At 55.1% G+C, this 22230-nt stretch carries 18 protein-coding genes and 2 pseudogenes; 10 read left to right on the plus strand and 10 right to left on the minus strand.

Annotation, left to right across the window (positions count from 1 at the left end):
• Window positions 1-149 precede the first annotated feature (149 nt).
• On the minus strand, window positions 150-1592 hold the full coding sequence (locus IC235_RS03120; RefSeq protein ID WP_191003718.1) for an aldehyde dehydrogenase: 1443 nt from the start codon (window positions 1590-1592) through the stop codon (window positions 150-152).
• Between the two features lie 261 nt (window positions 1593-1853).
• Between IC235_RS03120 and IC235_RS03125 the strand changes: the two are divergent.
• Window positions 1854-2063: pseudogene (locus tag IC235_RS03125) on the plus strand (transposase); the annotation flags it as partial.
• 566 nt (window positions 2064-2629) lie between these two features.
• On the opposite strand, the gene IC235_RS03130 reads toward IC235_RS03125, so the two are convergent.
• The gene (locus IC235_RS03130) at window positions 2630-3574 is read right to left on the minus strand and encodes a glycosyltransferase family 2 protein (protein WP_191003720.1); all 945 of its coding nucleotides are present in this window, start codon (window positions 3572-3574) and stop codon (window positions 2630-2632) included.
• A 321-nt stretch (window positions 3575-3895) separates the two neighbouring features.
• Between IC235_RS03130 and IC235_RS03135 the strand changes: the two are divergent.
• Window positions 3896-4348, plus strand: a pseudogene (locus tag IC235_RS03135) (IS1 family transposase); the annotation flags it as partial.
• A gap of 658 nt (window positions 4349-5006) precedes the next feature.
• Here IC235_RS03135 and IC235_RS03140 read toward each other — a convergent pair.
• The gene (locus IC235_RS03140; protein ID WP_191003721.1) at window positions 5007-5957 is read right to left on the minus strand and encodes a glycosyltransferase family 2 protein; all 951 of its coding nucleotides are present in this window, start codon (window positions 5955-5957) and stop codon (window positions 5007-5009) included.
• 463 nt (window positions 5958-6420) lie between these two features.
• Window positions 6421-6717, minus strand: coding sequence for a hypothetical protein (locus IC235_RS03145; RefSeq protein ID WP_191003722.1), 297 nt, complete (start codon window positions 6715-6717; stop codon window positions 6421-6423).
• Between the two features lie 1103 nt (window positions 6718-7820).
• On the opposite strand from IC235_RS03145, the gene IC235_RS03150 reads away from it, so the two are divergent.
• The 3 genes from IC235_RS03150 to IC235_RS03160 all read left to right on the plus strand — a co-directional run bounded on the left by IC235_RS03150 (window position 7821) and on the right by IC235_RS03160 (window position 10835).
• Entirely contained in the window at window positions 7821-8360 is a 540-nt protein-coding gene (locus IC235_RS03150; protein WP_191003723.1) for a carbohydrate binding domain-containing protein, read from the plus strand.
• A gap of 113 nt (window positions 8361-8473) precedes the next feature.
• Complete coding sequence (locus IC235_RS03155; protein ID WP_191003724.1) at window positions 8474-9907, plus strand: hypothetical protein; 1434 nt, start codon at window positions 8474-8476, stop codon at window positions 9905-9907.
• Window positions 9908-10292: 385 nt separating this feature from the next.
• Complete coding sequence (locus IC235_RS03160; RefSeq protein ID WP_191003725.1) at window positions 10293-10835, plus strand: carbohydrate binding domain-containing protein; 543 nt, start codon at window positions 10293-10295, stop codon at window positions 10833-10835.
• Window positions 10836-10959: 124 nt separating this feature from the next.
• Here the strand turns inward: IC235_RS03160 and IC235_RS22735 are convergent, their stop codons facing one another.
• Genes IC235_RS22735 through IC235_RS03175 form a run of 3 tightly spaced genes read right to left on the minus strand, consistent with a single transcriptional unit; the run spans window position 10960 to window position 11544 of the window.
• Window positions 10960-11094: an integrase core domain-containing protein gene (locus tag IC235_RS22735; protein WP_191003726.1), complete on the minus strand. Its 135-nt coding sequence runs from the start codon at window positions 11092-11094 to the stop codon at window positions 10960-10962.
• Window positions 11087-11392 (minus strand): DDE-type integrase/transposase/recombinase, encoded by a 306-nt coding sequence (locus IC235_RS03170; protein ID WP_191003727.1) that lies wholly within the window; start codon window positions 11390-11392, stop codon window positions 11087-11089. Before IC235_RS03170 ends, IC235_RS22735 begins: the two co-directional genes overlap by 8 nt.
• Entirely contained in the window at window positions 11389-11544 is a 156-nt protein-coding gene (locus IC235_RS03175) for a hypothetical protein (RefSeq protein ID WP_191003728.1), read from the minus strand. The genes IC235_RS03170 and IC235_RS03175 overlap by 4 nt, the downstream gene beginning before the upstream one ends.
• Before the next feature lie 885 nt (window positions 11545-12429).
• On the opposite strand from IC235_RS03175, the gene IC235_RS03180 reads away from it, so the two are divergent.
• The 3 genes from IC235_RS03180 (at window position 12430) to IC235_RS03190 (ending at window position 16667) form a co-directional block, all read left to right on the plus strand.
• Window positions 12430-13503, plus strand: coding sequence for a hypothetical protein (locus IC235_RS03180; protein ID WP_191003729.1), 1074 nt, complete (start codon window positions 12430-12432; stop codon window positions 13501-13503).
• Window positions 13504-14201: 698 nt separating this feature from the next.
• Complete coding sequence (locus IC235_RS03185; protein ID WP_191003730.1) at window positions 14202-14741, plus strand: carbohydrate binding domain-containing protein; 540 nt, start codon at window positions 14202-14204, stop codon at window positions 14739-14741.
• A gap of 78 nt (window positions 14742-14819) precedes the next feature.
• Window positions 14820-16667, plus strand: a complete 1848-nt coding sequence (locus tag IC235_RS03190) for a hypothetical protein (protein WP_191003731.1) — start codon at window positions 14820-14822, stop codon at window positions 16665-16667.
• Between the two features lie 25 nt (window positions 16668-16692).
• Here IC235_RS03190 and IC235_RS03195 read toward each other — a convergent pair whose 3' ends face one another.
• The 3 genes from IC235_RS03195 to IC235_RS03205 all read right to left on the minus strand — a co-directional run bounded on the left by IC235_RS03195 (window position 16693) and on the right by IC235_RS03205 (window position 20104).
• On the minus strand, window positions 16693-17418 hold the full coding sequence (locus IC235_RS03195; protein ID WP_394355239.1) for a glycosyltransferase family 2 protein: 726 nt from the start codon (window positions 17416-17418) through the stop codon (window positions 16693-16695).
• A 109-nt stretch (window positions 17419-17527) separates the two neighbouring features.
• Window positions 17528-18322, minus strand: coding sequence for an SDR family oxidoreductase (locus IC235_RS03200; RefSeq protein ID WP_191003733.1), 795 nt, complete (start codon window positions 18320-18322; stop codon window positions 17528-17530).
• Window positions 18323-18349: 27 nt separating this feature from the next.
• The gene (locus IC235_RS03205; RefSeq protein WP_191003734.1) at window positions 18350-20104 is read right to left on the minus strand and encodes a glycosyltransferase family protein; all 1755 of its coding nucleotides are present in this window, start codon (window positions 20102-20104) and stop codon (window positions 18350-18352) included.
• 366 nt (window positions 20105-20470) lie between these two features.
• Here IC235_RS03205 and IC235_RS03210 point away from each other — a divergent pair, with 366 nt between their 5' ends.
• Together IC235_RS03210 and IC235_RS03215 are read left to right on the plus strand one after the other, a co-directional pair.
• Window positions 20471-20989 carry a 3-hydroxyanthranilate 3,4-dioxygenase gene (locus IC235_RS03210; RefSeq protein ID WP_191003735.1) on the plus strand — a complete coding sequence of 173 codons (519 nt, stop codon included), beginning with the start codon at window positions 20471-20473 and terminating at the stop codon, window positions 20987-20989.
• A gap of 87 nt (window positions 20990-21076) precedes the next feature.
• A complete protein-coding gene (locus tag IC235_RS03215) occupies window positions 21077-22111 on the plus strand; it encodes an amidohydrolase family protein (protein WP_317173524.1) in 1035 nt (344 codons plus the stop codon).
• Window positions 22112-22230: the final 119 nt, after the last annotated feature.

The raw sequence follows: 22230 nt of genomic DNA on the forward strand, positions 1-22230 counted from the left end.
TGACTGAAACCCGCGAGCCCGTGACCCGGCCGGGCCTGAGCAGCATCAGCTGCCAGGTGCCGTCGGCAGAAAGTTATGGCGACGTAAAGCTGCCTTGATACCCATTCGCCATTTGGCCGCTGCCTTACGAGCGGAGAGCAAAGGGGGACTCATAGCTTCACGCACACGTTCTGAGCTTCGGTGAAAAATCGCAGAGCCTCCAGTCCGCCCTCGCGGCCAACACCGGAGTTTTTCATCCCGCCGAAGGGGGTGCGCAGGTCGCGGTGCAGCCAGGTGTTCACCCACACGATGCCGCTGTGCAGCGACTGCGCCAAACGGTGGGCCCGGGTTAGGTTGGTCGTCCAGATAGTAGCCGACAGGCCGTAGTCGGTGCTGTTGGCCCAGGCCAGGACTTCTTCCTCGGTATCGAAGGGGGTAAGGGTAACGACCGGGCCGAAGATTTCTTCCTGGTTGGTTCGGCAGTTGGGGGGCAGGTTTTCAAAAACCGTGGGCTCCAGGAAATAGCCATCGGCGCAACGGCCCGGTACGCTGACGCGCCGGCCACCAGCCAGCAGCCGGCCCCCTTCCTCGTGCGCCAGCTTGATGTAGGCCAATACTTTCTGCAGGTGCGCCTGGCTCACCAGGGCGCCTTGGGTGGTAGCCGCTTCGAGCGGGTCGCCTACTACCTGGGCCTTAAGCTGCCGCAGGAACTCGGCTTTGAACGCCTCGTAAACGGGTCGCTCAATGAATATGCGGGAGCCGCACAGACAAATCTGCCCTTGGTTCGCGAAGCTGCTGCGGATGCTGGTCGCCACGGCAGTTGCCAAATCACAGTCCGCAAAAATCAGGTTGGGGTTTTTGCCGCCCAGCTCCAGGCTCAGCTTCTTGAACAGGGGGGCCGCCGTTCGGGCCAGGTGCCGCCCCGTAGTGGTGCCCCCGGTGAAGCTGATGGCCTTGATGCCGGGGTGCTCGACGATGGCTTGCCCGCAGCTCGGCCCCGTGCCGTGAATGATGTTGAGCACCCCGGGCGGCAAGCCTGCCTCGATGCAGAGCTCACTCAGCATGAAAGCCGTGGCCGGAGTGATTTCCGAGGGTTTGGCCACCACGCAGCAGCCCACGGCCAGGGCCGGCGCGATTTTCCAGGTGAAGAGGTACAGCGGCAGGTTCCAGGGCGAAATGCACCCCACTACGCCAATGGGATGGCGCACGGTGTAGTTCAGGGCTATGCCCTCCTGCAGGTGCGCCTCGGTCGCAAAATGCTCGGCGGCGGTGCCAAAAAAATGAAAGTTAGATGCCGCCCGGGGGATGTCCATTACCCGCGCCAGGCTCAGGGGCTTGCCATTGTCCTGGCTTTCGGCCTGAGCCAGACGTTCCAACTTGGCATCAATCAGGTCCGCGATCTTAACTAGCAGGCGGCCTCGTTCCTCGGCCGGCAGGGCGCGCCAGGCCGGCAGGGCGGCTTCGGCCGCCGCTACGGCGGCGGCTACGTCGGCAGGGCCGGAGTCGGGAATCTGCCCGTACACCTGACCGGTGGCGGGTTCCATGTTATCGAGGTAGCGGCCCGACTGGGGCGGAATGAGGTAGCCGTTGACGTAGTTCTGGATATGGAGCATAAGCCAAAGAACGGAAACTGGCTCCATCAAACCGCAAGTCCTTGGCAGGGCCCACCGCGGCGTAGGCTACGGCTTATGGTATAGTTCTAATGGCTATCGTGTTGTTTTTGCATCACTGCTGGCTCAATTTTCCTACACCCTTTGATGCGCCTTTGCTCAACGACAAGTTTGCGGCTGATCGCTCCTTCCAGCGCTGGCACAAGCATTGATATCTGGAATGGTCTAGACGTTGTTATGGACTTGTGAGCGAAATTAGCGGGTATGGAAATCACCCGCCGCGCTTACCCCAGCGACGTGACCGACGAGGAATGGGGCTTTTTAGTGCCGTACCTGTTGCTGGTGCGGGAAGATGCAGGCCAGCGGCAATACCCGCTGCGGAAGCTGTTTAACGCCTTGCGCTACTTGGTGCGCACGGGCTGCACTTGGCGCTACCTACCCCATGATTTGCCGCCCTGGGCCACGTGCTACCAGTAGCTGATTTGAAGACCAATTGATTAATTATGTCTAATAATTCAACTTTGGCAGCCAATACCGATACACAGCATAGCAAACAGCTTGCTCCTGCGGCAACAACGGCTGTCAGGAATACCAGCAGTGAGGCTGGCAGTGCCTACCACGTTGAACTACGTGGCTACAGTGCCCCAGCTTCAGCTCAAATGCACTTTCCCAAGCCTCGAGCAGCCAGGCCGGTAGCACGCGAGCCTGTTGGTATACAGAAAGGCTCACTATTGGGGCAGTTCGTGCCTATGAACTGCACGCCTATTTCGAGCTGCGCATAATAGCAGCTCGAAATAGGTTTTAATGCCACCGCTAACGTGAGCGGGTACTCGGTGGGCCTGGTCGCAACGGTTTCATCCGGGGCAGCAGGATAACGAGATACGCCAGTAATAGCAGTGCTACCACCAACCGGTTGGAGCCGCATCGGGCGAAAGCATGTGGTTTTCAAGGCATGATAAAAAGGATATTTCATCAAACCATGAATTGGCAACTTACGCATAAGGCGTGCCCGCAGGCTTCGTTTTCGCACCGGTTTAGCGTTACAATGGAGCGGGAGGCCGCGGCAGGCCGTCATCGGTTTCGCGTACCAGGTAAGGCGGCCGCTGTTTGGACTGCATAAATAGCCGGCCCAAGTATTCGCCCATAATACCCAGTACTAACAACTGAATGCCGCCAATGAATAGCACACTTACCAGCACAGACGACCAGCCCACCACGGCCCGAGTAGTGAAAAACGTGACGTACAGCGCATACAGCGCGTAGGCAAAGGCTAGCACCGAGACTATCGCACCAGCCAACGTAGCAAAGTGCAGCGGCCGGACGCTGAAGGAGGTGATGCCGCTCAAGGCCAACTGGACCATCTTGCCTAGCGTGTATTTGGTGGTGCCGCGGAAACGCGGCTCGGGCGTGTATTCCACCCTTTTTTGCCGGAAGCCTACCCAATGAATGAAGCCGCGCAGAAACAGTTCCACATCGGGGCTGGCCCGTACCACATCGGCTACGCGCCTGTCAATGAGGCGGTAGTCAGCCGTACCAGGCTCAAAATTTACACTCGACAGCGTGTTCATCAGCTTGTAAAACGCGGCCGAGGTCCGGCGTTTTAGCCACGGCAGCTTTTCGTCGTCGCGCCGCTGTGTGTATACGATGTCAAAGCCTGCCAGCCAATGGCCTAATAGTTCAGGAATAAGGCGTGGTGGGTGTTGTAAGTCAGCATCAAGCGAAATGATGCAGTCGCCGCTGGCATAATCAAGCCCTGCCCGCAGGGCGCTCTGATGGCCGAAATTGCGTGATAGTAGGACGTAATGAATTTCTTCATCCTGTTCTCGCATCTCGCGCAATACCCGACCTGTATCATCCCGCGAGCCATCGTCGACAAATATCAACTCACGTTCGTACCGGCCAGTTAGGTTCTCCTTTATGCGGGCAGCGACCTCTGGAAGGTTTTCTTCTTCGTTATAGGCCGGGACGACGACGGATATTTTCATAAGTAACCTAAGTTGCGAAGTAGATCGGAGGTAAAAAGTCTGGTGGCGGGTTAATTTTAAGGTGTGCGGTGTAGCTTGGGGCATGGTTTACACGCAGCCATGAATTGCGCCAATGAATAGATTCGGCGCAACGGATACAACGGTGGACGGGCTAAGTGCTTGGCCCACCAAGGCTACTTCCAGCCGGCGGCCGTGGAAATAGCACGGCAATACGCCCAGCCTGACCGCTTGCTGTTGGAACGCAGCTCGCTGCGGCGGCCGAGAAAAGCACAACGCCAATGCTGGGAAGCGCTGTAACTTATGTAGGTTAATGAAGCGTGGACGTCTGTAGGCCGGACGCAACACCAGGGGTGGCACTGGTTGGCTGCTGAACGGACAAGCCGGCGCATCGTGGCTCAGGTCTTGGGCAACCGGGGCACCGCGATGCTGACGCGGCGCTGGAACACCTTGCCCCGTCGCTACCATCACACGTGCTACCTCACCGACGCCTGGCGGGCCTATCCGCAGGTGTTGCCAACTGCGGCCCACTGCGTCGGCAAGACGGGCACGCAGGTGGTCAGAGTTCTCAATGGCAAGCTGCGCCATCGTTGCTGTGAGCCGATTCGGCGTTCCTGTTCGCTCAGCAAAGGCCGAACCAGCCACTGCAACCGCGTTAAAATTGCCATCGACGGCCATAATTTAAAAATCACCTTGGGGCAAACGGTAGCAAGGTACGGCGTCCTCGACAATTTTCTGTGTTTCACATGCTCACATGCTCACCTGACTCATTCCTAATCATTACGCTATATCTTGACGGAGAGTACGCCCTAGATCACGATGGGTAACCCGGCCCCATAGAGAGCCACTTTCCTAATTGGTCAACCATAAATAGCTAAGCAATATAGGGCGGTTCTGATCATCGCGCGTCTGTGCAGCCGAAACATCTTACGCGCAGCAGTAGAACAGAGCCGTTTCTGGGTTGGTATACCCGGAGCGATCGGAACACGGACTCAAATACAGCCCTAATCAATTAAGTAAGGGTGCCTAAGCTCAGCAGGACATATTCCTTTATCCGGTTACGGATGAGAGCATTTAAACAGCTCGACTGTGTTATTACTATACGCAGAATGCTTCGGCTGCATGGGCGTCTGATGAGCTTTTGGCTACGGGTGTTTTACGCGTATTATGCCCTTTCGAGCCAATAAAGTTATTTTTTAGCTACGGTTACTCGTTTCCAAGAAGCTGTTTGAGTACACAAAAATGGTCCTGCTCCAACCAGCGGCCGCCAGATAGAGCAGGACGTGCAAAGGTGATTTTTTCGCTAACTCAAACAGCTACTAAGTTATTTCTAATTAACTCCTGTACGAAAGTGTCGTAGCAGGCTTGATTCTGCGTTGGCCAGTTCACCAAAGGTATTTTTTGCAAAGAACATAACACGCGTCAGGAACTGGATCTAGCGGCTTGGTTGCGGCTCGGCAGTAATGTTGGTATCAGAAATCAGGTACAGCGGCCGCTGGCGTACGTTAGCCGAAAGCCGGGCCAGGTATTCACCAATAATGCCAATCGAGATGAGTTGCACCCCACCCATAAACAGGATACTCAGCATAAGTGAAGGCCAGCCAGGCTCGTAATCGTGGCTAATGAACCGCGAATACAAGGTATAAATGGCTACCAGGAAGGCGATACCCGACACGATAAACCCACTTATAGTGGCAATCTTGAGTGGCACATCAGAAAAGGCTGTGATGCCATCCAGTGCCAAGCGAATCATCTTGCGGTAGGTATACCCCGTTTCACCCCCTACCCGCTCGGCGCGGTCATACTCGATAAAAGTTTGGCGGTAGCCAATCCAGGAAATCTGCCCGCGGATGAACTTGTTCTGTTCCGGCATTTGCCGCAGCCCTTCCACCACCTTGCGCGAGATGATACGAAAGTCGCCAGTATCGACCGGAATAGAGATTTGGGTAATGTTAGCCAACAGCCGGTAAAACAGCCGCGCTGTGAGCTTCTTGGCGGCACTTTCGCCCCGGCGCGAGCGCCGCTTGGCATACACCACCTCAAAGCCTGCATTCATTTTCTGGTACAGCAGTGGAATCAGTTCGGGCGGGTCCTGCAGGTCAGCGTCGATGATCACCACGGCCTCACCAGCAGCACGGTCGATGCCGGCCGTGACAGCAATCTGGTGACCAAAGTTGCGGCTCAAGTCGATATAGCGCACCCGCTGGTCGCGGGCTACCAAGTTCAGTAGCAGAGGTAAAGACTGGTCACGGGAACCGTCGTTGATGAAGATAAGCTCAAAGCTGCCGGGCAGCGCCATCGGTTCCAACACACTCAGTAGGCGCCGGTAGAGTTCGTAGATGTTGGCTTCCTCGTTATAAATAGGAATGATTACAGACAGTTCCACGTGGGGTGAGGATAAGGATGGTGGTAAGAAGTCGGGCTAGTTTTTGAACCAAGGCAAACACGCTCATGTACAGTGACAGGTTGGAGTGACGCAGCAACTGGTTTTCGGCCTTCACTTGGCCTCCTAACCGGCTGTTGGAGGCCTCGCAAACTAGAGGCAGTCGCCGGTAGCGCTCTCCTTGATAACTGGTGAGGGCCGCCCTGAAATCCACTGGCGCCCTAAACGTAGGCCGCTACCAGGAAAAAGCTGGGCCGCATTCCAAAAGGAATTACGCTTGGCGAGCAGATCAGCCTGCTTCAGGGCTGCCCAGCCTCTGCCGGGAGTGGAGCCGGCGGTCGTTGTTCATCACATCGTACTCGTTCTAGAGGTAGGCGTGGGTGGGCATTGAAAGACATAAAAATTAGGATCGACCGCAGAGCCTTTGCCTCATCTTTGATGTGTTCGAGTGCGTCAGAGGCAATCATCAGGTTAAAACAGGCTCTACAAAAGCCAGGTTGGTCCTATTCATCACCGCTATGTTGGGTGCTACACCCCGAGCCTTGGTTAACTCGACGTTGGAGCTACTTACATTGATGCTGGCAAGGCCGGTATGGAAGGCAGTCTGGTACCATTGAATCAGCGGTCCACCTAAACAGCTAATTTCTAGAATGGCCGACGTCTTCGGTAACTGCAGGCTTGTGATAAGGTCATGCACCGCGTCGCGGCGGTTAGCAAACCACCAATGCTGTTCTGCCAATTGGTACCTGGCTTCATAAGTCATAAGTTAGGTTCATGGTCTGGCAAAAGTACACAGTACTAAACAGTCGCGCTGTTTCCGTTGCTGATTTAGTGTAGCATCAACTCATATTGTCTAAGATGTATAGTCCCAAGGTGAGCTGGGTTGGGTTTCGGCTAAAGATAACCAGGCTCTTTTGCTCCTATATGTCCACAAATTCGTGGGAGTTTTGCCCAGCAGGTGCTTGAGACGTTTGCTGTAGTTATCAGGCAATGAAAAGGCTTGCGGGTGCTCGTTGAGCTACGCAGTGGTTTGGTAGTGGTTAATGGTGTTGTGGCCCGGTCAGTTTGGGAAGGCGGTGCTCGAGGCCATACTCGTCGCAGACAGGCTGCCAGGCGGACACCTGCCAGGGGCTGTTACCAAACGGCGCACCATTATCTGTCCGTACTTTAGGCACTATGCGCTTTATAGAAAATTAGGAAACGGCCCCAGCATCCGGCGCAAAAGTCAGCGGCCAGCTTCTCGTACGGTCGATGGCGACGAAAAAGCGCATCGCGTAATTGATTGGTAGACACGGCCTGTCCGCTGTGCGCTTGGGCAGAGCCCACATGCAAGCAGCCCACCGGGTAGTAACTTTTTTTCTTTTCCGCCAACTCCGGGTCCGTGGGCGACTCATGCCGTGGGGCAGTGCAGGGCCAGGCAGAAGAGGTGGGGTATGGCTTCGGTTCTGGTGAAGCGTAGAGACAGTCGCGTCCAAGGGCAACTGGGCGTGGTAGCGAAAGGCCCCGGCAATGGTCTCTTCTTCGGCTGTGGTGGGGCGTTTACACCACTTGGTCACCGTTTTGGGACTGGCCTCGTGGCAGGTAGCTAAGCTTTGTAAGCTTTCCGAACTTTGTAGGAATAAGCCGCCGGAGTTGTTCGGGCGCTGCCGTGAAGCAAGTCACGCATAGGCGCTGGCGAGGTTCGGTAGTTAAGATCACGGTACTGTATTCTCGGACCGTACAGCTAGCCAACGTTAACGCCATGCACCAGAAAGTAATCGAATCACCGCGTAACATCAGAGCGTAACTCTCCGTTGCGGCATAGTTTGTTTTCCTTGCCGAGTGTCTAACTTTGCCATTTCTAATAAGCTCTTCTCAACCTTCTTCATGAAAAATATTGCTGCTTTATTAGCCCTAATATTGCTTGGCGCCTGCTCCTCAGACAAAAAATCAGGTAGTGCATCAGGCAATAAAATTATTACGGCAAACGACTTTGAATCAGTAGCTGGCTGGAACGTCGACCCACTCATTTTAGATCGGGGGCGGGCCCACTCGGGGCAGTATGCCATTAAGGTAGACGCGAGCCATGAATTCAGCTTAACTTTCGATATGGCGCTGGGAATGGCTACTCCCAGCAAAATCAAGAAACTCCATCTGGAAGCTTGGGCGTTTTTGCCTAGCAATAAAGCAACTGGCGTACTGGGCATCCAATTGATGGGAGGCCCGTCAAATTCCGACATGCTATACGGTGACGGAATTCAGCTTGGACAAGAAGTGAAGACTTATAATAAGTGGGTGAAGGTCAGTAAAGAATTCACGCTTCCCGATAATATTACTGCTGCCCAGCATATTCGTCTTTCGCTGTGGCGGGCGGATGCCAGCGACTTTGTGCTGGTGGATGACATTGAGCTGAGTATCAAGGAATAACTTCATTTAGCGCAAGCGGCTTACCATGAGATACTGGATTGATAACATTCCATCCAGAAATCATTGTTGTGGTTGAATAAGCTGATTGGTAAGATTATTTCTCTTTTATTCTAATGAATAAACGTTACTGGTTGGGCTTGTCCGTAGTACTGATAGTACTGGATATAATACTTACGTATTGGCACAACTATCAGCTCCCACTTGACGGCGACTTGGTGCACATAGTATTGCCAGCCCCGTATTATGCCAAGGTGCTAGAAGACCCCTTTGGGTGGGGCGTGTTGACGAAAAACGAGGCATACGCCGCGACCAACCGTTTTTTCGCTCATGCCAGCATGAGCCTGTACTGGAAGCAGGTGCCCCGCCTGCTCCAGCATTTTACGTCCCCTATCAATAGCCTGTATATAGCCAGTGCCTTATTTAATACGGCTGTTCAAATCCTGATTCTAGTTATCCTAGCTGCTTATGTGCGGCTGGGAGCTAGGATTAAATCCAACAGTTGGAACTTCTGGCTGGGAGTAGTTTTAATGACCCCATTGTTTCAGACGGCGGGATTCGCGGAGCAAATGGGCATTGTTAATCATGCTATTACCTACTCTTTTTTCTATGCCCTTCCCATCGCGCTATTACTGCTGATGCTCTGGCCCTTTTTCAGGGCTGCCTGCTTGAACCAGCCACTTCACCTTCGTCCCTGGCAGATGGTCCTACTAGTGCTGCTAATGGTAGTAATAGCATTTAATGGCCCGATTGCTACAGCTGCCGTGGCAGTACTGATGATTTGTATTGGGCTGTATTGGGCTAGTCAACAATGGCAGCACCGCGCCTTCCGGCTAAGAGTAGGATGGCTCTCTGGGCAGGCAATCTCACTATTGGTCATTCTGGCCATCTTCAGTATCTATTCAATTTATATCGGCCAAAGCAATATAGAGAATGTTAATACACATACTCTATCGGAGTTGTACCGATTGCTGCCTACTGGCTTCCAGCAGCAGATAACATTGGATTGGGGCTTGCCTTTGCTTATTGGGGCCTTGCTGGTCAATCCTTTGCTGATTCGCCTTTTTGTACCGATTTCTTCAGAGCGCCAACACATTCTGAAAAGCCTGCGGTGGGTGGGGCTGTTTGCGGTAGTATTTATCCTGTTACTACCCTTCGGAGGCTACCGCCCTTATCGGCCATACCTTATCAGAGGCGACTCAATTCTGCCGATTCTGATCGGGCTGTTTTTCGCTTATGGAATATCCACGCTCTTTCTGTTAGGGCAGTTAAGGGGGCGCATCCGGGCCTGTTATGCAGTTGTTGTCGCCTTATTTTCGGGGGCCTTCATCTATGCTGACCTTATAATAAAAATGCCCTATAACAGCGACTGCGAACGATGGGCCTTAGAACAGATAGCCCAATCGCCTGACCCCGTGGTGCATATCTCTCCTTATTGTACTCTTCTGCACTGGTCTTCGATGAACGATTCCCAGGATTCTAAAATTGCAGGCGAGATGCTGCATTATTGGGGCGTGACTACTACCGCGAAGCTCTACGACCAAAAGTAAACTCGTCGAGCGAACCAGTTGAGTACACAGATTTAACGCCACCCCTCTTGATGCGGCTATCCTGTAACAAATGGTGACATCTTGGTATACTGTTCCTGCTATTACTCTCTAATGTACCTACACGATTGGTTGGTAACAATTCAGCAAGGGCAAGATCTGACGGCGGACATAAATGGAATGATATCATTTTATTTCTGATGTCTTAGTTTCAACTTGCCAGCGTCTAGCCATCAGTAGTAAAAGACGATAGAGTCATGCTGATCTTCTGTCGGGTAACCGGAACTTGGACTGTCAATGTGGATTGTGTTACGTTGTAGGAGGCCAGCATTCGATCTTAAACTTTTATCTTTGTTGATTGATCACAAATTTTTCTGGTTTAGTAGGCATGAAAAAAAATCTGTATGTGCTTCTCCTTTTGGGGATGATGGCTTCTTCCTGTAATAAGTCCGATAGTACGGAGAAAGCTATTAATTTGCTTGCCAGCAACGATTTCGAATCGTTAGAGGGCTGGGTAGGCGAAACACCCTATAAATCTCTGACCAAGGAAAGAGCGCACTCAGGCCAGTTCTCAATCCGCGTTGGCCCAGATGTAGAATACAGCAATGGGTATAGTAACGAGCTAAGTAAACTAAGCCTTATTAAACTTAATAAAATACGGGTGCAAGGCTGGGTATACCTACTGCCAGGCTCATCGCCGGCTACTCTAGTGATAGAGGTCATGAATCCGGGAGAGGAGAAGCATCTTCTGTGGGAAGGAGTTGAACTTGCAAAAGCTACGCAGGAACGTAACCATTGGGCTAAAATAGAAAAGGTAATTACGTTGCCGCCCGATATTAAACCCACCAATCGGTTGAGGGTGTACCTATGGAGCGCTGGTTCGCAAACGCCGGCTTACATCGACGACCTACAGATTATACGTGTACTGTAGCAGTACACCTTGCCGCCCCCTCTCCACTTTGGTACTATTTAGTACTAGGGAAGCGTAGCCCGCAGGGTAAGAGATGACTTTGGGTGTACGCTTCCGCATTCGGTAAGCCAGTCGTTAGTAGAGGTTAATCCGCTTGTTTAAATTCGAGTGGGGTCATAAAATTCAAGGTCTGATGCGGCCGTTGCGTGTTATAGTCCAGCCATTCGTCTACGAGTTGGCGCACGTGGGCCAGCGACCGAAATAGGTGCGCGTCAAGCAAATCGCGACGAAACGAGCCGTTGAAGCACTCTACAGTAGGCGTTTTGGGTCGGCTTGTCGGGCTGAGTCCAGCGCAAGGTGATTCCCTGCGCCTCGCACCACTCGGTCAAGCAGACGCTAATAAACTCCGGCCCATTGTCGGTGCGCCGCTGCGCCGGTCTACCACGATACTCGATTAAACGTACCAGCGTCTGCACCACCCGGGCAGCAGGCAACGAAAAATCGATTTCTACGCCCAGCAACTCACGGTTATCGTCATCGAGCACGTTCAGCGTGCGAAAGCGTCGGCCATCGGTCAACAGCCCGTGAAGTCGAGCGACCAGCAGGTGATAGCCGCCGCGGGCACTGCCAAAGGCTGCCTGACGCGGGCAGACACCCGCTTTTTCAGCCGCTGGGGCAGGTTCAGGGTGAGTACCCGATAAATGCGCAGGGTGTGCTTGTGATTACTCATCAGCCCATTCTTACGCCCGCCGTTGGCTCCAGCATCCAGAAGTCCCAGCTGAGATGCCGACCGGTTAATGTCCGCAGCGCGTGCTGCACAGACTCGTCGTTGCGCCCCTGCTCCACCAGCTGGTAGCTGCCTGGGAAAGCTCGAGGCACACGCCCGCCGTTGGCTCCAGCCTTTGTTTACTGAGCCCTGCGCTGCCTGGCGGGGCGTAGGGCTACTTCCTTTTTCGCAGTATCTGCTCGATGGCTTGGTGCTCTACGCTTAAATCAGCCAACATCTGTTCGAGGCGTTCATTCTCTTCCTCTTAGTGCCTAGGCCAGGTTAGCCCGGCTATGCTGGCCCCGGCATACTTGCTTTTCCAGGCATAAAATATCGCCTCGCTCAGGCCAGGCTCGCACACGATTTGTGCCACGGTCTGCCCGCTGGCTTGCTGTTGGAGAAGGGCCACCATCCGGGCTCCGGTGAATCGCCCTTTTTCATTTCGCAATTGTCAGGTAGTGAAAGTACGCTTTCCTCTACGCACAACTGGCTCTCTATTTAGGGATGCGTACAACGCCCTGTGCCTGGGCAGTGCTTACCTTTGTTTTAAGAGCCGCGTATCACGCTGGCACAGTCAAATTTTAGCGCCATATGGCATCTTTTCGATTATCTACTAGCCTTTTCGCCCAGTTGCTCATTTACCTGCTACTGCTAGTGGAGTTGTTGCTATTTACTCGGTTTAGAGCAGGTATGGGAGCCTATTTAAGTCCGGTAGTACTGTACTTAACTTCGGTAACTGCTTGTGTATCATTCTACTTATATGCCCGCTACCGCCCTTGGCCAGTGCCTGAGGCCGCACATCCACGACCAAAGGCCCGCCAAACGTGGACCCGGTTCCTGGCGTTGTTAGTGGCCACTACGGTCGGCATCTGGGTTAGCACTACAGAAATCAGGCATATTGTACGCGACTTCATCATCAATATCAAGTACTCCGACGTCATCCCAGCTCTGAAAATATTCGTTACGCGCTGGTTGGTTGGAGCCGAAGTCTATACGCCCCTAACGTGGGAGATGGGCTATCTGGATCTGCCCACATATTTACCCGCCACTTGGTTCCCCTTTGTAATTGCCGAGCAAACAGGGTTGGATTACCGCATTTTGGCTTGGAGTATCTTCGTGCTAGGCTGTGGCAGTTACGCCATGGTGCTCTGGCGGCGGCAACTGGCTTGGCTTCCGACCTTGGTACTGGCTTTAGTACCATTCCTGAGCATCTATTTGATGCAGCTCACTGATCCTTCTTCATTTGGTCTCACCGTTGAAACCTTAATTATCGGGTATTACTCGCTGCTAATATCCGGCATTCTGCTACGCTCCTGGTCACTAGTGCTGATAGGGCTGCTGGCGTGCTTGCTATCGCGGTATTCGTTGGTGTTCTGGGTGCCCCTTCTTTTGGGCATGATGTTCTTCCAGGATTCCCGGCGCCGGGTCCTGCTACTGGCGGGAGCCCTGCTCATCGGGGTCTTGTTGCTGTACATAGTACCCTTTCTCTCGCACGACTGGACCATGCCTGGCCAAGTGCAGGCATATTATACCATGGCCGCCGTAGGTGAATGGGTTCATCTTAACGAAAACGGCCTCCCGCTACACTTATACAATGGAGTCGGAATGGCGCCGTTCTTTTATAAATATGCATCTGGCTCAACGCTAGAAAAAATGATGTTACTCAAGGCTGTGCATGTTATTCTCCTACTAGCTATTGTAACGGGAGCTGGGCTACTCTATTGGCGTCAGCGGTCTCCCCGCATGAACTACCAATTGTATGCTGTGGTGGTTTTGAAGCTCTATCTGGCCACCTTTTATGCGTTCGTTCAGGTGCCGTACACTTATCTAGCAATGGTAGGGGTATTTACTTCTGTGTTTATGGTATTGATGCTATCTGCAACGTCGGTGCGGGCAGCCGTGCTGGTTGAGCCTGATCAGTGATAACACATACAGTTATAATCTTCACTCTTTACTTTTTTCCTGCTGCTTGAATTCATGCTTCATTACCCCCTTTCCTCTTCTGCTCACCATGTTTGCCCTGAGTGGCTGCCATTGAGAAGCCTCCCAGCTCCACCTGTCAATAACGTTTTAACAATCAAAAATTTACATGATTTTGACAGCTGGTTAGCCAATTCACGGCCGCCGCTACGCTGAGTTGGGAAAGAGCCCACTCAGAAGTTTAGCTTGGGTTATGCCAAGATCCAGTGGCGCTTGGCACCCGACTGGCTGGCCAAGCTCACCGTCAGAGCCGGGGTATCGCTTCCCAGCGCCCACGCCGAGCAAGCTGGTCACTGAGGTGAAGGAGGCAGGCCTAACGCCCCTAATCTACTTTGGGATGGTCTAGCACTTAACAAAGCCGTAACAAATGGCGGTATGTGGAGCAAAGGATAATCATGCCCAACGCCGCCAAGCCAACGAACCGCCTGCAGGTATACCTATGGCTTGCTGATGGCAAGTTACTGGTTTACCTCGACGACCTGAAAATTAAGCTGGTAGAGTAGGGCTTAGCTAACTTACCTCACTATTTCCACTGGCAGGCGTAACTGCACTGCCCAGTCCTAACTGCGTAACCACTGGTTTGTTAATGCGGACTTTATATCCCTAGTTTCGTTTGCTGTTTCCGCTTTGATTTTAATATAATGCCAAAAACTCTCCTTCCTTTTTTTGTTTTCCTGTTGGCTGCCTGCAGCGGCCCGGGAGCTGACCCTAACGAGGCCAACCTGCTTGCCAGCAACAATTTCGAATCGGTAGATGGCTGGACCAGCGGTATGCCGGTGCCTTCGCTCACCAAAGAGAAAGCTCACTCCGGACGCTACTCTGTCATTGTGGATCCTAAGGTCGAATTTAGCTTGGGTTATACGAACTTTCTGCGGGCGCTTTCGGCATCTGCTCTGAAGAAAGTCAAGGTGCAGGCTTGGATACTGGTGCCCAACCGAAATGCCGCAGCCAATATTGTTCTGCAGATCGTTGACTCGGCGGACTTACAGAGAAAGCCTTATTTCTGGCAGGCCCTGGACGTTATGCAGCAAGTTAAGAAGGACAACCAGTGGGTGGAGGTAGCGCAGGAATTTACTCTGCCCGCCAATACGGCTCCGACCCACATGCTTTCGACTTATCTGTGGCGCAGGGGTGACCAACGCGTGTACATGGATGACCTGCGTATTCTGAAAGTAGAGTAGTTTCCGAAAACGCCTGAGTGAGCAAGGCCTCCTCGTGCTACAGATTAAAGTCTCTTAGCTTCCTGTTTTTCTTTGCTTATGCATTCTTCCCGCTCTGGCTTTTCTTACTCCCTGGTTGTCCTTGTTACGCTCTTTTTACTGATGCTCCAGGCCAGGCTTTGGGCACCTTACTGGGACACGCATAACGTGCAGGCTATTCTGACCTGGGATGCCATGGGCTACTACCTTTACCTACCTGCCAAGCTCATCTACAATGACCTTGCATACCTGCGCTTTGTGCCCGACATAATGCGTGAGTACTCGCCTAGTTCAAGCTTCTACCAAGCCTTCCAGGTACCTGATGGGCCGGAGGGCGCTCTAGTGATGAAGTACACCTGCGGACTGGCCGTGCTCTGGACGCCGTTTTTCTGGCTGGGCCACTGGGCGGCGGGCTGGCTCGACTACCCCCAGGATGGCTTCTCCGCTCCTTACCAGGTAGCCATTGCCTTTGCGGGCTTGTGCTATGGCCTGCTGGGCCTAGGCCTGTTGCGTCGAGTATTGCTGCGCTACTACTCCGAGGTGGCGACGACGCTGGTGCTGGTGACGCTGGTACTGGGTTCCAACTACCTTCAGTACGCGGTGTTCGACTCAGCTATGGCTCATACCTACCTATTCACGGGTTACGCCCTACTGCTGTGGCTGACGGTGCGCTGGCACGAGCGGCCCAGCCGTGGGCGGGCCTTGGCCATTGGCCTCACCCTGGGGCTGCTGATCCTGATACGGCCTTCGGAAGCCGTGGCTGGGGTGCTGCCCCTGCTGTGGGGCGTAACCTCACTGACCGCTGCCCGTCAGAAGCTACAACTGCTGCTCACTCGCTGGCCCGACGTACTGCTGCTGGCGGCCGGTGCCTTGCTGGGCGTATTACCCCAGGCCCTATACTGGTACTGGGCTACTGGGCACTTCCTGTTTTATAGCTACGGTGACCAGCACTTCAGCTTCCTGCGCCCCCATACTTGGGAGGTGCTCTTCAGCTTCCGTAAGGGCTGGTTGTTATACTCACCGCTGCTGCTGCTACCGGTGGCGGGGCTTGTGGTGCTCTGGCGTCGGCAGCGGACGCTAGCTGTGCCGGTACTGGCTTACTTCCTGCTCAACCTGTGGGTAGTATCGGCCTGGGATATCTGGTGGTATGGAGGCAGCCTTGGGCAACGCGCCTTGGTACAGAGCTATGCCGTGCTGGCCCTGCCCTGGGCTGCGGCCCTAAATTGGCTGCTGGCACCCGAGCGCCGCGCCCTGGTACAGGGCACGGCCGTGGTGTTGGGGGGGCTGCTGCTCAGTCTCAACCTGTTTCAGCACTGGCAGTACATGCGTAGCATCATTCATCCCGAGGAGATGAACCGACGCTACTACTTAGCTGTATTCAATAAAACCATGCCCACGCAGGCGGATTATGCATTACTGGACGTGAAAACCCAACTACCCCGCGCCGAGCGGTACTACCAGCGCCGGCTACTGGGCAAACTGGACTTCGAACAGGGGGCGGTGGATACGGTTACAGGAATTACGGCCGAATTGGGCTATTTCAGCCGACAGTCGTACCACGCTGATGCGGCACATGCCTACAGCCCGTCGCTGACCCTGCGCCTGGGCGATACCGGCATGGCGCCCGGACAATACCTGCGAGCGTCGTGCCGGGTGTACAGCGACTACGGCGCCTGGGCTAACAAGCTGGTCATGGTTGTGGAGCGCGCCGGCAAAACCATTGTCTGGAATGGCGTGCGCCTGCAAAACAACCTGAGCATCAACCGTAATTGGAACGAGGTATACTTCGACGCCCCATTCCCGGAAGAGGCTCAGCCTGACGACGTGCTTAGGGTATACATTCTGAATGAGCAGGGGTCAGGCTGCTTCATAGACGACTTGCAGGCTGAGGCTTTCAGCCCGAAATAGCCAGAATCCAGACTGGCGGCGGGCCTTATTGCCCTAGCAGGCCGTACTTTAGGATGCAATAGATGGCGCGAAAGCCGTCGCGCCAGCCAATCTTCTTGCCCTCAGCATAAGTGCGGCCGTAGTAGCTAATGCCCACTTCATAGATGCGCGCACCTTTCACCCTGGAGACCTTAGCTGTTACTTCGGGCTCAAAGCCAAAGCGTTTTTCCTGCAATTGCAAGCCCTGAATGATATCGCGCCGAAATAGCTTGTAGCACGTTTCCATGTCGGTCAGGTTGAGGTCAGTCACCATGTTCGACAGGAAGGTAAGGATGTTGTTGCCGATGCTATGCCAGAAAAACAAGATGCGGTGCGGGTTGCCACCCAGGAATCGCGACCCAAACACCACGTCGGCAAAGCCTTTGAGGATGGGCTTGAGCAGCAGGTTATACTCCTCGGGGTCGTATTCCAGGTCGGCGTCCTGAATGATGACGTAGTCGCCGGTAGCCTCGCGAATGCCCGTGTGCAAGGCTGCCCCCTTGCCTTGGTTTACGGCGTGTTCGAGCAGGCGCAGGCCCATTTCCGGATAGCGCATGGCGTAAGCCCGGATAGTGTCGGCCGAATCATCAGTGGAACAGTCATTGACAAGGATGATTTCCTTGCTAATATTATTCACCAGTTTCAGCTCACGCAATAAATCCAGAATCTGGTGGATGGTGCGGGCTTCGTTGTAAACCGGAATGACGATGGAGAGCGTGTCAAATTTTATCAAAACGGAGAATTTGCTTAAGCAAAAGTAATAGAATTTGACCATCAGCCGGTGGCTAACGCTCAGCTAGCAACAATGCTCCCGAAGCTTGGCATTGAGCCAAACTTACTACCTACAAACTGCCGGTTCGGCCGCCATCCACGGGCAGGTTGATACCATTAAGGTAGCCTGCCGCTGGAGAAGCCAGAAAGGCTACGGCCGTCGCTACTTCTTCGGCCAGCCCAAAGCGCCGGGCCGGAATCAGCTTCAGCATTTCATTTTCAATCGCCTCCATTGGGTGGCCGGTTTGAGCGGCTTTGTGCGCTACCAGGGAGTGATGGCGCTGGGTAAGGGTGGCCCCGGGCAATACGTTGTTCACCGTGATGCCGTGCGGCCCCAGCTCATTGGCCAGGGTTTTGGCCCAACTGGCTACGGCCCCACGGATAGTGTTGCTCACCCCCAGCCCGGGCAACGGAATCTTGACCGACGTGCTGATGATGTTGATGATGCGCCCGAACCCTGCCGCCCGCATGCCCGGCACCAGGGCTTGGGCCAGCAACTGATTGCACACCACATGCTGGTTGAAGGCTAGCTGTAGCGCCGCCACCGGTGCCTCCAGCAAGGGGCCGCCGGGGGGGCCGCCCGTGTTGTTTACCAGAATGTGGAAGCCGCCGGGGTGCTCGGCCAGGTACGCGTGCACCACGCGGGCCAGGTGCTCAGGATTATCGAAATCGGCTACAAGATAATCGTGCTCCTGGCCCGCGGGTACGGGCAGGGCCGCGGCGCATTCGCGTAACCGGGCTTCGTTGCGGGCCAGCAGCGTAACGCCAGCGCCTTGAGCTGCCAGCGCTTCAGCAATGGCCCAGCCAATGCCCTGGGTCGAGCCGCCCACGAGGGCGCGATGCGTGGTTAGGGGAAGGCTGCTCATAGATGGCGCAGGGGAAAATAGGGTAGGCTAACGGATGGGAGGGGTAAGCAGCACATAACCTCCAACAAGCTGCTCGCGGTAGTGGTAGGGCTGCAAAAGCTGGCGCAAGTAAGCATGCACGGGCTGGTTGCGGTAGGGTGGGCTGATAACGAAAGCCGCGGGGTCGAAGGTGCGCAGGAAACGCTGAACCTGTCGCGGCGAAGGCTGTGCGGGCGGCACCGTGTCGGGCTTGGTTTGTATAGACAGGAGCGCATGTAGCACCGGTTCCTGGTCGAGCGAGGCAAATAATTCGGGACTTACCCGCGACAGGCTGCCAATAGGCAGCTTCTTGTGGTGGAACGTTTGATAAAACGGCTGCTCGAACTCTACCGCGCCCACCAGCCGGCTCCCATCCAGAATACTCAGCGGAATGGGCACCAACGTGGTTCCGGGCAGCTTGGCTACCTCTTCAAAAACCGGGGGGACCATCGTCACCGACGCCCGTTGATAGGGTTTGGGCCAGAACTCAATCATAACAATTGCCGCTAACAGCAGGCTCAGCGCGTGTTGGCTAAGAGTGCTCCAGCGGTCGCGCCAAGCAGCTTCCAGGGCGCTAAATGTTATGATAGGCAGGAATAAGCCAATCATCATGATCCAACGAGTCGGACAGCGGATGTTGTTGACGAAAGGAATAAAATGCTGGAATGCCGTGGGCAGGTTTAGCCGGTCGTGGCCATAGATGCGGAGTGCCGGTACGGTGAACATAAGAAAGATAACCAACACCCAGGCGAGCGGGCGACCTTGAAGATCCTGGAAGCGCCACGATACCGGGCGACGACGTACCACGCGCAGGCCCCACAACAGCAGCGCCAGGAGCGGCAGGGCGTACCCGATAAATATCGTGTTTTCGAGCGAATCCGGCATGTTGAATACTTGGGGGTTGTGGTGGAGTCGTTCGACCCACTCCCAATGCACGAAGTGGCTGGTCGGTGGCGGCATGAGGTACGACACCACGTCGCCACCCCACCAGATGCCATTGTCTTTAAGCCCGGCCAGGTGCATCAGCCGGATTAAGATGTGGCTGCCAACCAAAATGCCCACCAGGTACAGCCACGGGCGTGGCCGGCGCCACTGAATGTGCCCGATGCGAAACCAGAACCACGCCGCGTAAATCAGCGAGAAGTGGATGAGGCCAAACAGCACGTAGTAGTCGCTGAGTAGCGTGATGATGCCCAGCAGCAAGCACAGCGCTACGGCGCGCCAGCTGCGCACCAGCGGTAAAAACAGCCCCTCCCGAAATACAAACGCCCGCAGAAACATCAAAACGTAAAAAGGCACCGTGGCCGTCAGCACCAGGTTGTAGTGCTCAGGCAGGCGCTGCATCTTGTAAGGGGCATAAGCGAAGATAAACCCGCTCAGCAGGCACAGCAAGGGGCTTCTCACCCACCGGCGCGTAAGCAGATAGGCCCCCGCGCCTGATAGCGCGTAGCTCAGCAGCAGGGTCGTGTTCAGGGCCAGCATGTCGTCGCCCAATACCACGCTCAACAGCCCGATAATGGGCGTGTAGGTGTGCATCACCAGCCCCGACCCATGCGGATAAAACAGCCAATCGGTGTAGTAAGGGTTGTGGCCGCTCAGCACCGCCTGGCGAAAGTGCCAGACATTCCAAAGAAACTGGTAAGATTCACGGCCCGGTGCGACCAAGAGCGACGAAGAGAAATCGAGGGCTAGCGGCCAGGTGAACACCAGAAATAGCGAGCCATAAAAGGCTAATAGCAGCATTAGGCGCAGCCCATTTCTCATAAGACGATGACGGCAGACGAAACAGCCTCGCCCAAAAAGAGTAGGAGGATGCCGCCGACCTGAGACAAAAGTAGCGCAGCCAAATTACAGCCAGCATTAACCACCGAGAGCCCCGCAAAACTGACGGCGCAGGGTTGTATTGGGGGCGTCTGGGTCGTACCACTAGGGTAGTGGCGCAGTTGCGGGGCGAGCAGGGCGTCATCCTAGACGCCGAGCCAAGCGGCAGCGTGGCACAGGCCTTCCCCGCGTCACTTCCCGATAGCTGCTAAAAACGCCCGAGCGGGCCCAGCAGATTCAGACGGCTCGCGCTGTATCTTGCCAGCAGTTGAATGCTCCCGCTTCTTTACTTTTTACTCTTGTCGCCCCATGATACCCCGCCCTTTCAACTTCCAAAAGTGGATCGATGAGCACCGCCATCTGCTCAAGCCCCCGGTCGGTAACCAGCAGGTGTTCAAAGACAACAAAGACTTCATCGTGATGGTAGTGGGTGGCCCCAACGCCCGTAAAGATTACCACGTGGACGCCGGCGAAGAGTTATTTTTTCAGCAGGAAGGCACGATGATAGTTAAGATCATTGAGGATGGCCGACCAGTCGACATTGAAATCAACGCCGGCGAAATGTTTCTGCTGCCCCCCAACGTGCCGCACTCGCCCCGCCGCCCCGCCGGCACCGTGGGCCTGGTACTGGAGCGCTATCGCAGCCCCGGCGAGCTCGATGGCTTCCAGTGGTACTGCGAGAACTGCGGGAATAAGCTCCACGAGGAGTTTGCTGAAATCACCGATATCGTGGCGCAGCTGCCGCCCATCATGAATCGGTTTTGGGCGTCGGAAGAGCTGCGCACCTGCGCCAGCTGCGGCACCTACATGAAGGCGCCCGGGGAGTAGATTCTGGCTTGCAGTAGCTAGTTTCGGGTTGTTTAACCACAAAATGAGCCCTTCAAAACCGGTAACTCGCCACCAGAGACCTGCCCCGTGCTGAGCATCGACATCCATACCCACATCCTGCCCGAGCGCTGGCCCGACTTAGCCGAGCGCTACGGCTACGGGGGCTTTATCCGGCTGGAACACCACAAGCCCTGCTGCGCCCGTATGATGCAGGATGATAAGTTCTTTCGGGAAGTACAGGACAATTGCTGGGACCCCGCCGTGCGGCTGCGCGAGTACGACCAGTTTGGAGTACAGGTGCAAGTGCTGAGCACGGTGCCGGTCATGTTCAGCTACTGGGCCAAGCCGGTCGACTGCCTCGACCTGAGCCAGTTACTCAACGACCATATTGCCGACGTGGTGCGGCGCTACCCCACCCGCTACGTGGGCCTGGGCACCCTGCCCCTGCAAGCGCCGGCCCTGGCCATCAAGGAGCTGGAGCGCTGCATGAGCATCGGCCTGGCGGGGGTGCAAATCGGTTCCCACGTCAACCGCTGGAACCTCGACCAGCCGGAGCTATTCGAGGTGTTTGCCGCCGCGGAGGCGCTGGGGGCCTGTGTGTTCGTGCATCCCTGGGATATGATGGGCCAGCAAAACATGCCCAAGTACTGGCTGCCCTGGCTGGTGGGCATGCCCGCCGAAAGCACCTTGGCCCTCTGCTCGCTCATATTCGGTGGAGTGCTGGAGCGGCTGCCGAAGCTCCGGGTGGCGGTGGCCCACGGCGGCGGCTCGTTTGCCAGCAGCATCGGCCGCATCGAGCACGGCTGGCAGGTGCGCCCCGATTTGTGCGCCGTCGACAACCCTCACAATCCGCGCTCCTACCTGGGCAGGTTCTGGGTCGACTCGCTGGTGCACGACCCGCTGATGCTGGAATACCTGGTGAAAACCCTGGGGGCCGATAAAGTCATGCTGGGCACCGATTATCCGTTCCCACTCGGTGAGCTGGAGCCCGGCCAGCTAATCAAATCCCTGCCGTTGGCGGTCGACATTAAAGCCCGAATGCTGGGCCAGAACGCGCTCGACTGGCTGGGGCTAACCCACGAGCAATTCATACCTGCCCAAACCAGCTTAGCTTCTCCTTAAATTAACCAGTCGCAGGCGCTTGGCTACTAGCACCCAGCCCCCACCTCATCCATTTGAGGCGGATTCCAGTCTGATTCCCGGTCGTCAAGATGACGCTTGGGGCCTGAGAAGCCGCTCTC

The organism is Hymenobacter montanus, assembly GCF_014699115.1.
Taxonomy (GTDB): domain Bacteria; phylum Bacteroidota; class Bacteroidia; order Cytophagales; family Hymenobacteraceae; genus Hymenobacter; species Hymenobacter montanus.

Coding starts and splice junctions, on each gene's coding strand:
- IC235_RS03120 (WP_191003718.1), bottom strand. CDS start 1,592: ATGCTCCATATCCAGAACTACGTCAACGGCTACCTCATTCCGCCCCAG.
- IC235_RS03130 (WP_191003720.1), bottom strand. CDS start 3,574: ATGAAAATATCCGTCGTCGTCCCGGCCTATAACGAAGAAGAAAACCTT.
- IC235_RS03145 (WP_191003722.1), bottom strand. CDS start 6,717: ATGACTTATGAAGCCAGGTACCAATTGGCAGAACAGCATTGGTGGTTT.
- IC235_RS03150 (WP_191003723.1), top strand. CDS start 7,821: ATGAAAAATATTGCTGCTTTATTAGCCCTAATATTGCTTGGCGCCTGC.
- IC235_RS03155 (WP_191003724.1), top strand. CDS start 8,474: ATGAATAAACGTTACTGGTTGGGCTTGTCCGTAGTACTGATAGTACTG.
- IC235_RS03160 (WP_191003725.1), top strand. CDS start 10,293: ATGAAAAAAAATCTGTATGTGCTTCTCCTTTTGGGGATGATGGCTTCT.
- IC235_RS03175 (WP_191003728.1), bottom strand. CDS start 11,544: ATGAGTAATCACAAGCACACCCTGCGCATTTATCGGGTACTCACCCTG.
- IC235_RS03185 (WP_191003730.1), top strand. CDS start 14,202: ATGCCAAAAACTCTCCTTCCTTTTTTTGTTTTCCTGTTGGCTGCCTGC.
- IC235_RS03190 (WP_191003731.1), top strand. CDS start 14,820: ATGCATTCTTCCCGCTCTGGCTTTTCTTACTCCCTGGTTGTCCTTGTT.
- IC235_RS03200 (WP_191003733.1), bottom strand. CDS start 18,322: ATGAGCAGCCTTCCCCTAACCACGCATCGCGCCCTCGTGGGCGGCTCG.
- IC235_RS03205 (WP_191003734.1), bottom strand. CDS start 20,104: ATGAGAAATGGGCTGCGCCTAATGCTGCTATTAGCCTTTTATGGCTCG.
- IC235_RS03210 (WP_191003735.1), top strand. CDS start 20,471: ATGATACCCCGCCCTTTCAACTTCCAAAAGTGGATCGATGAGCACCGC.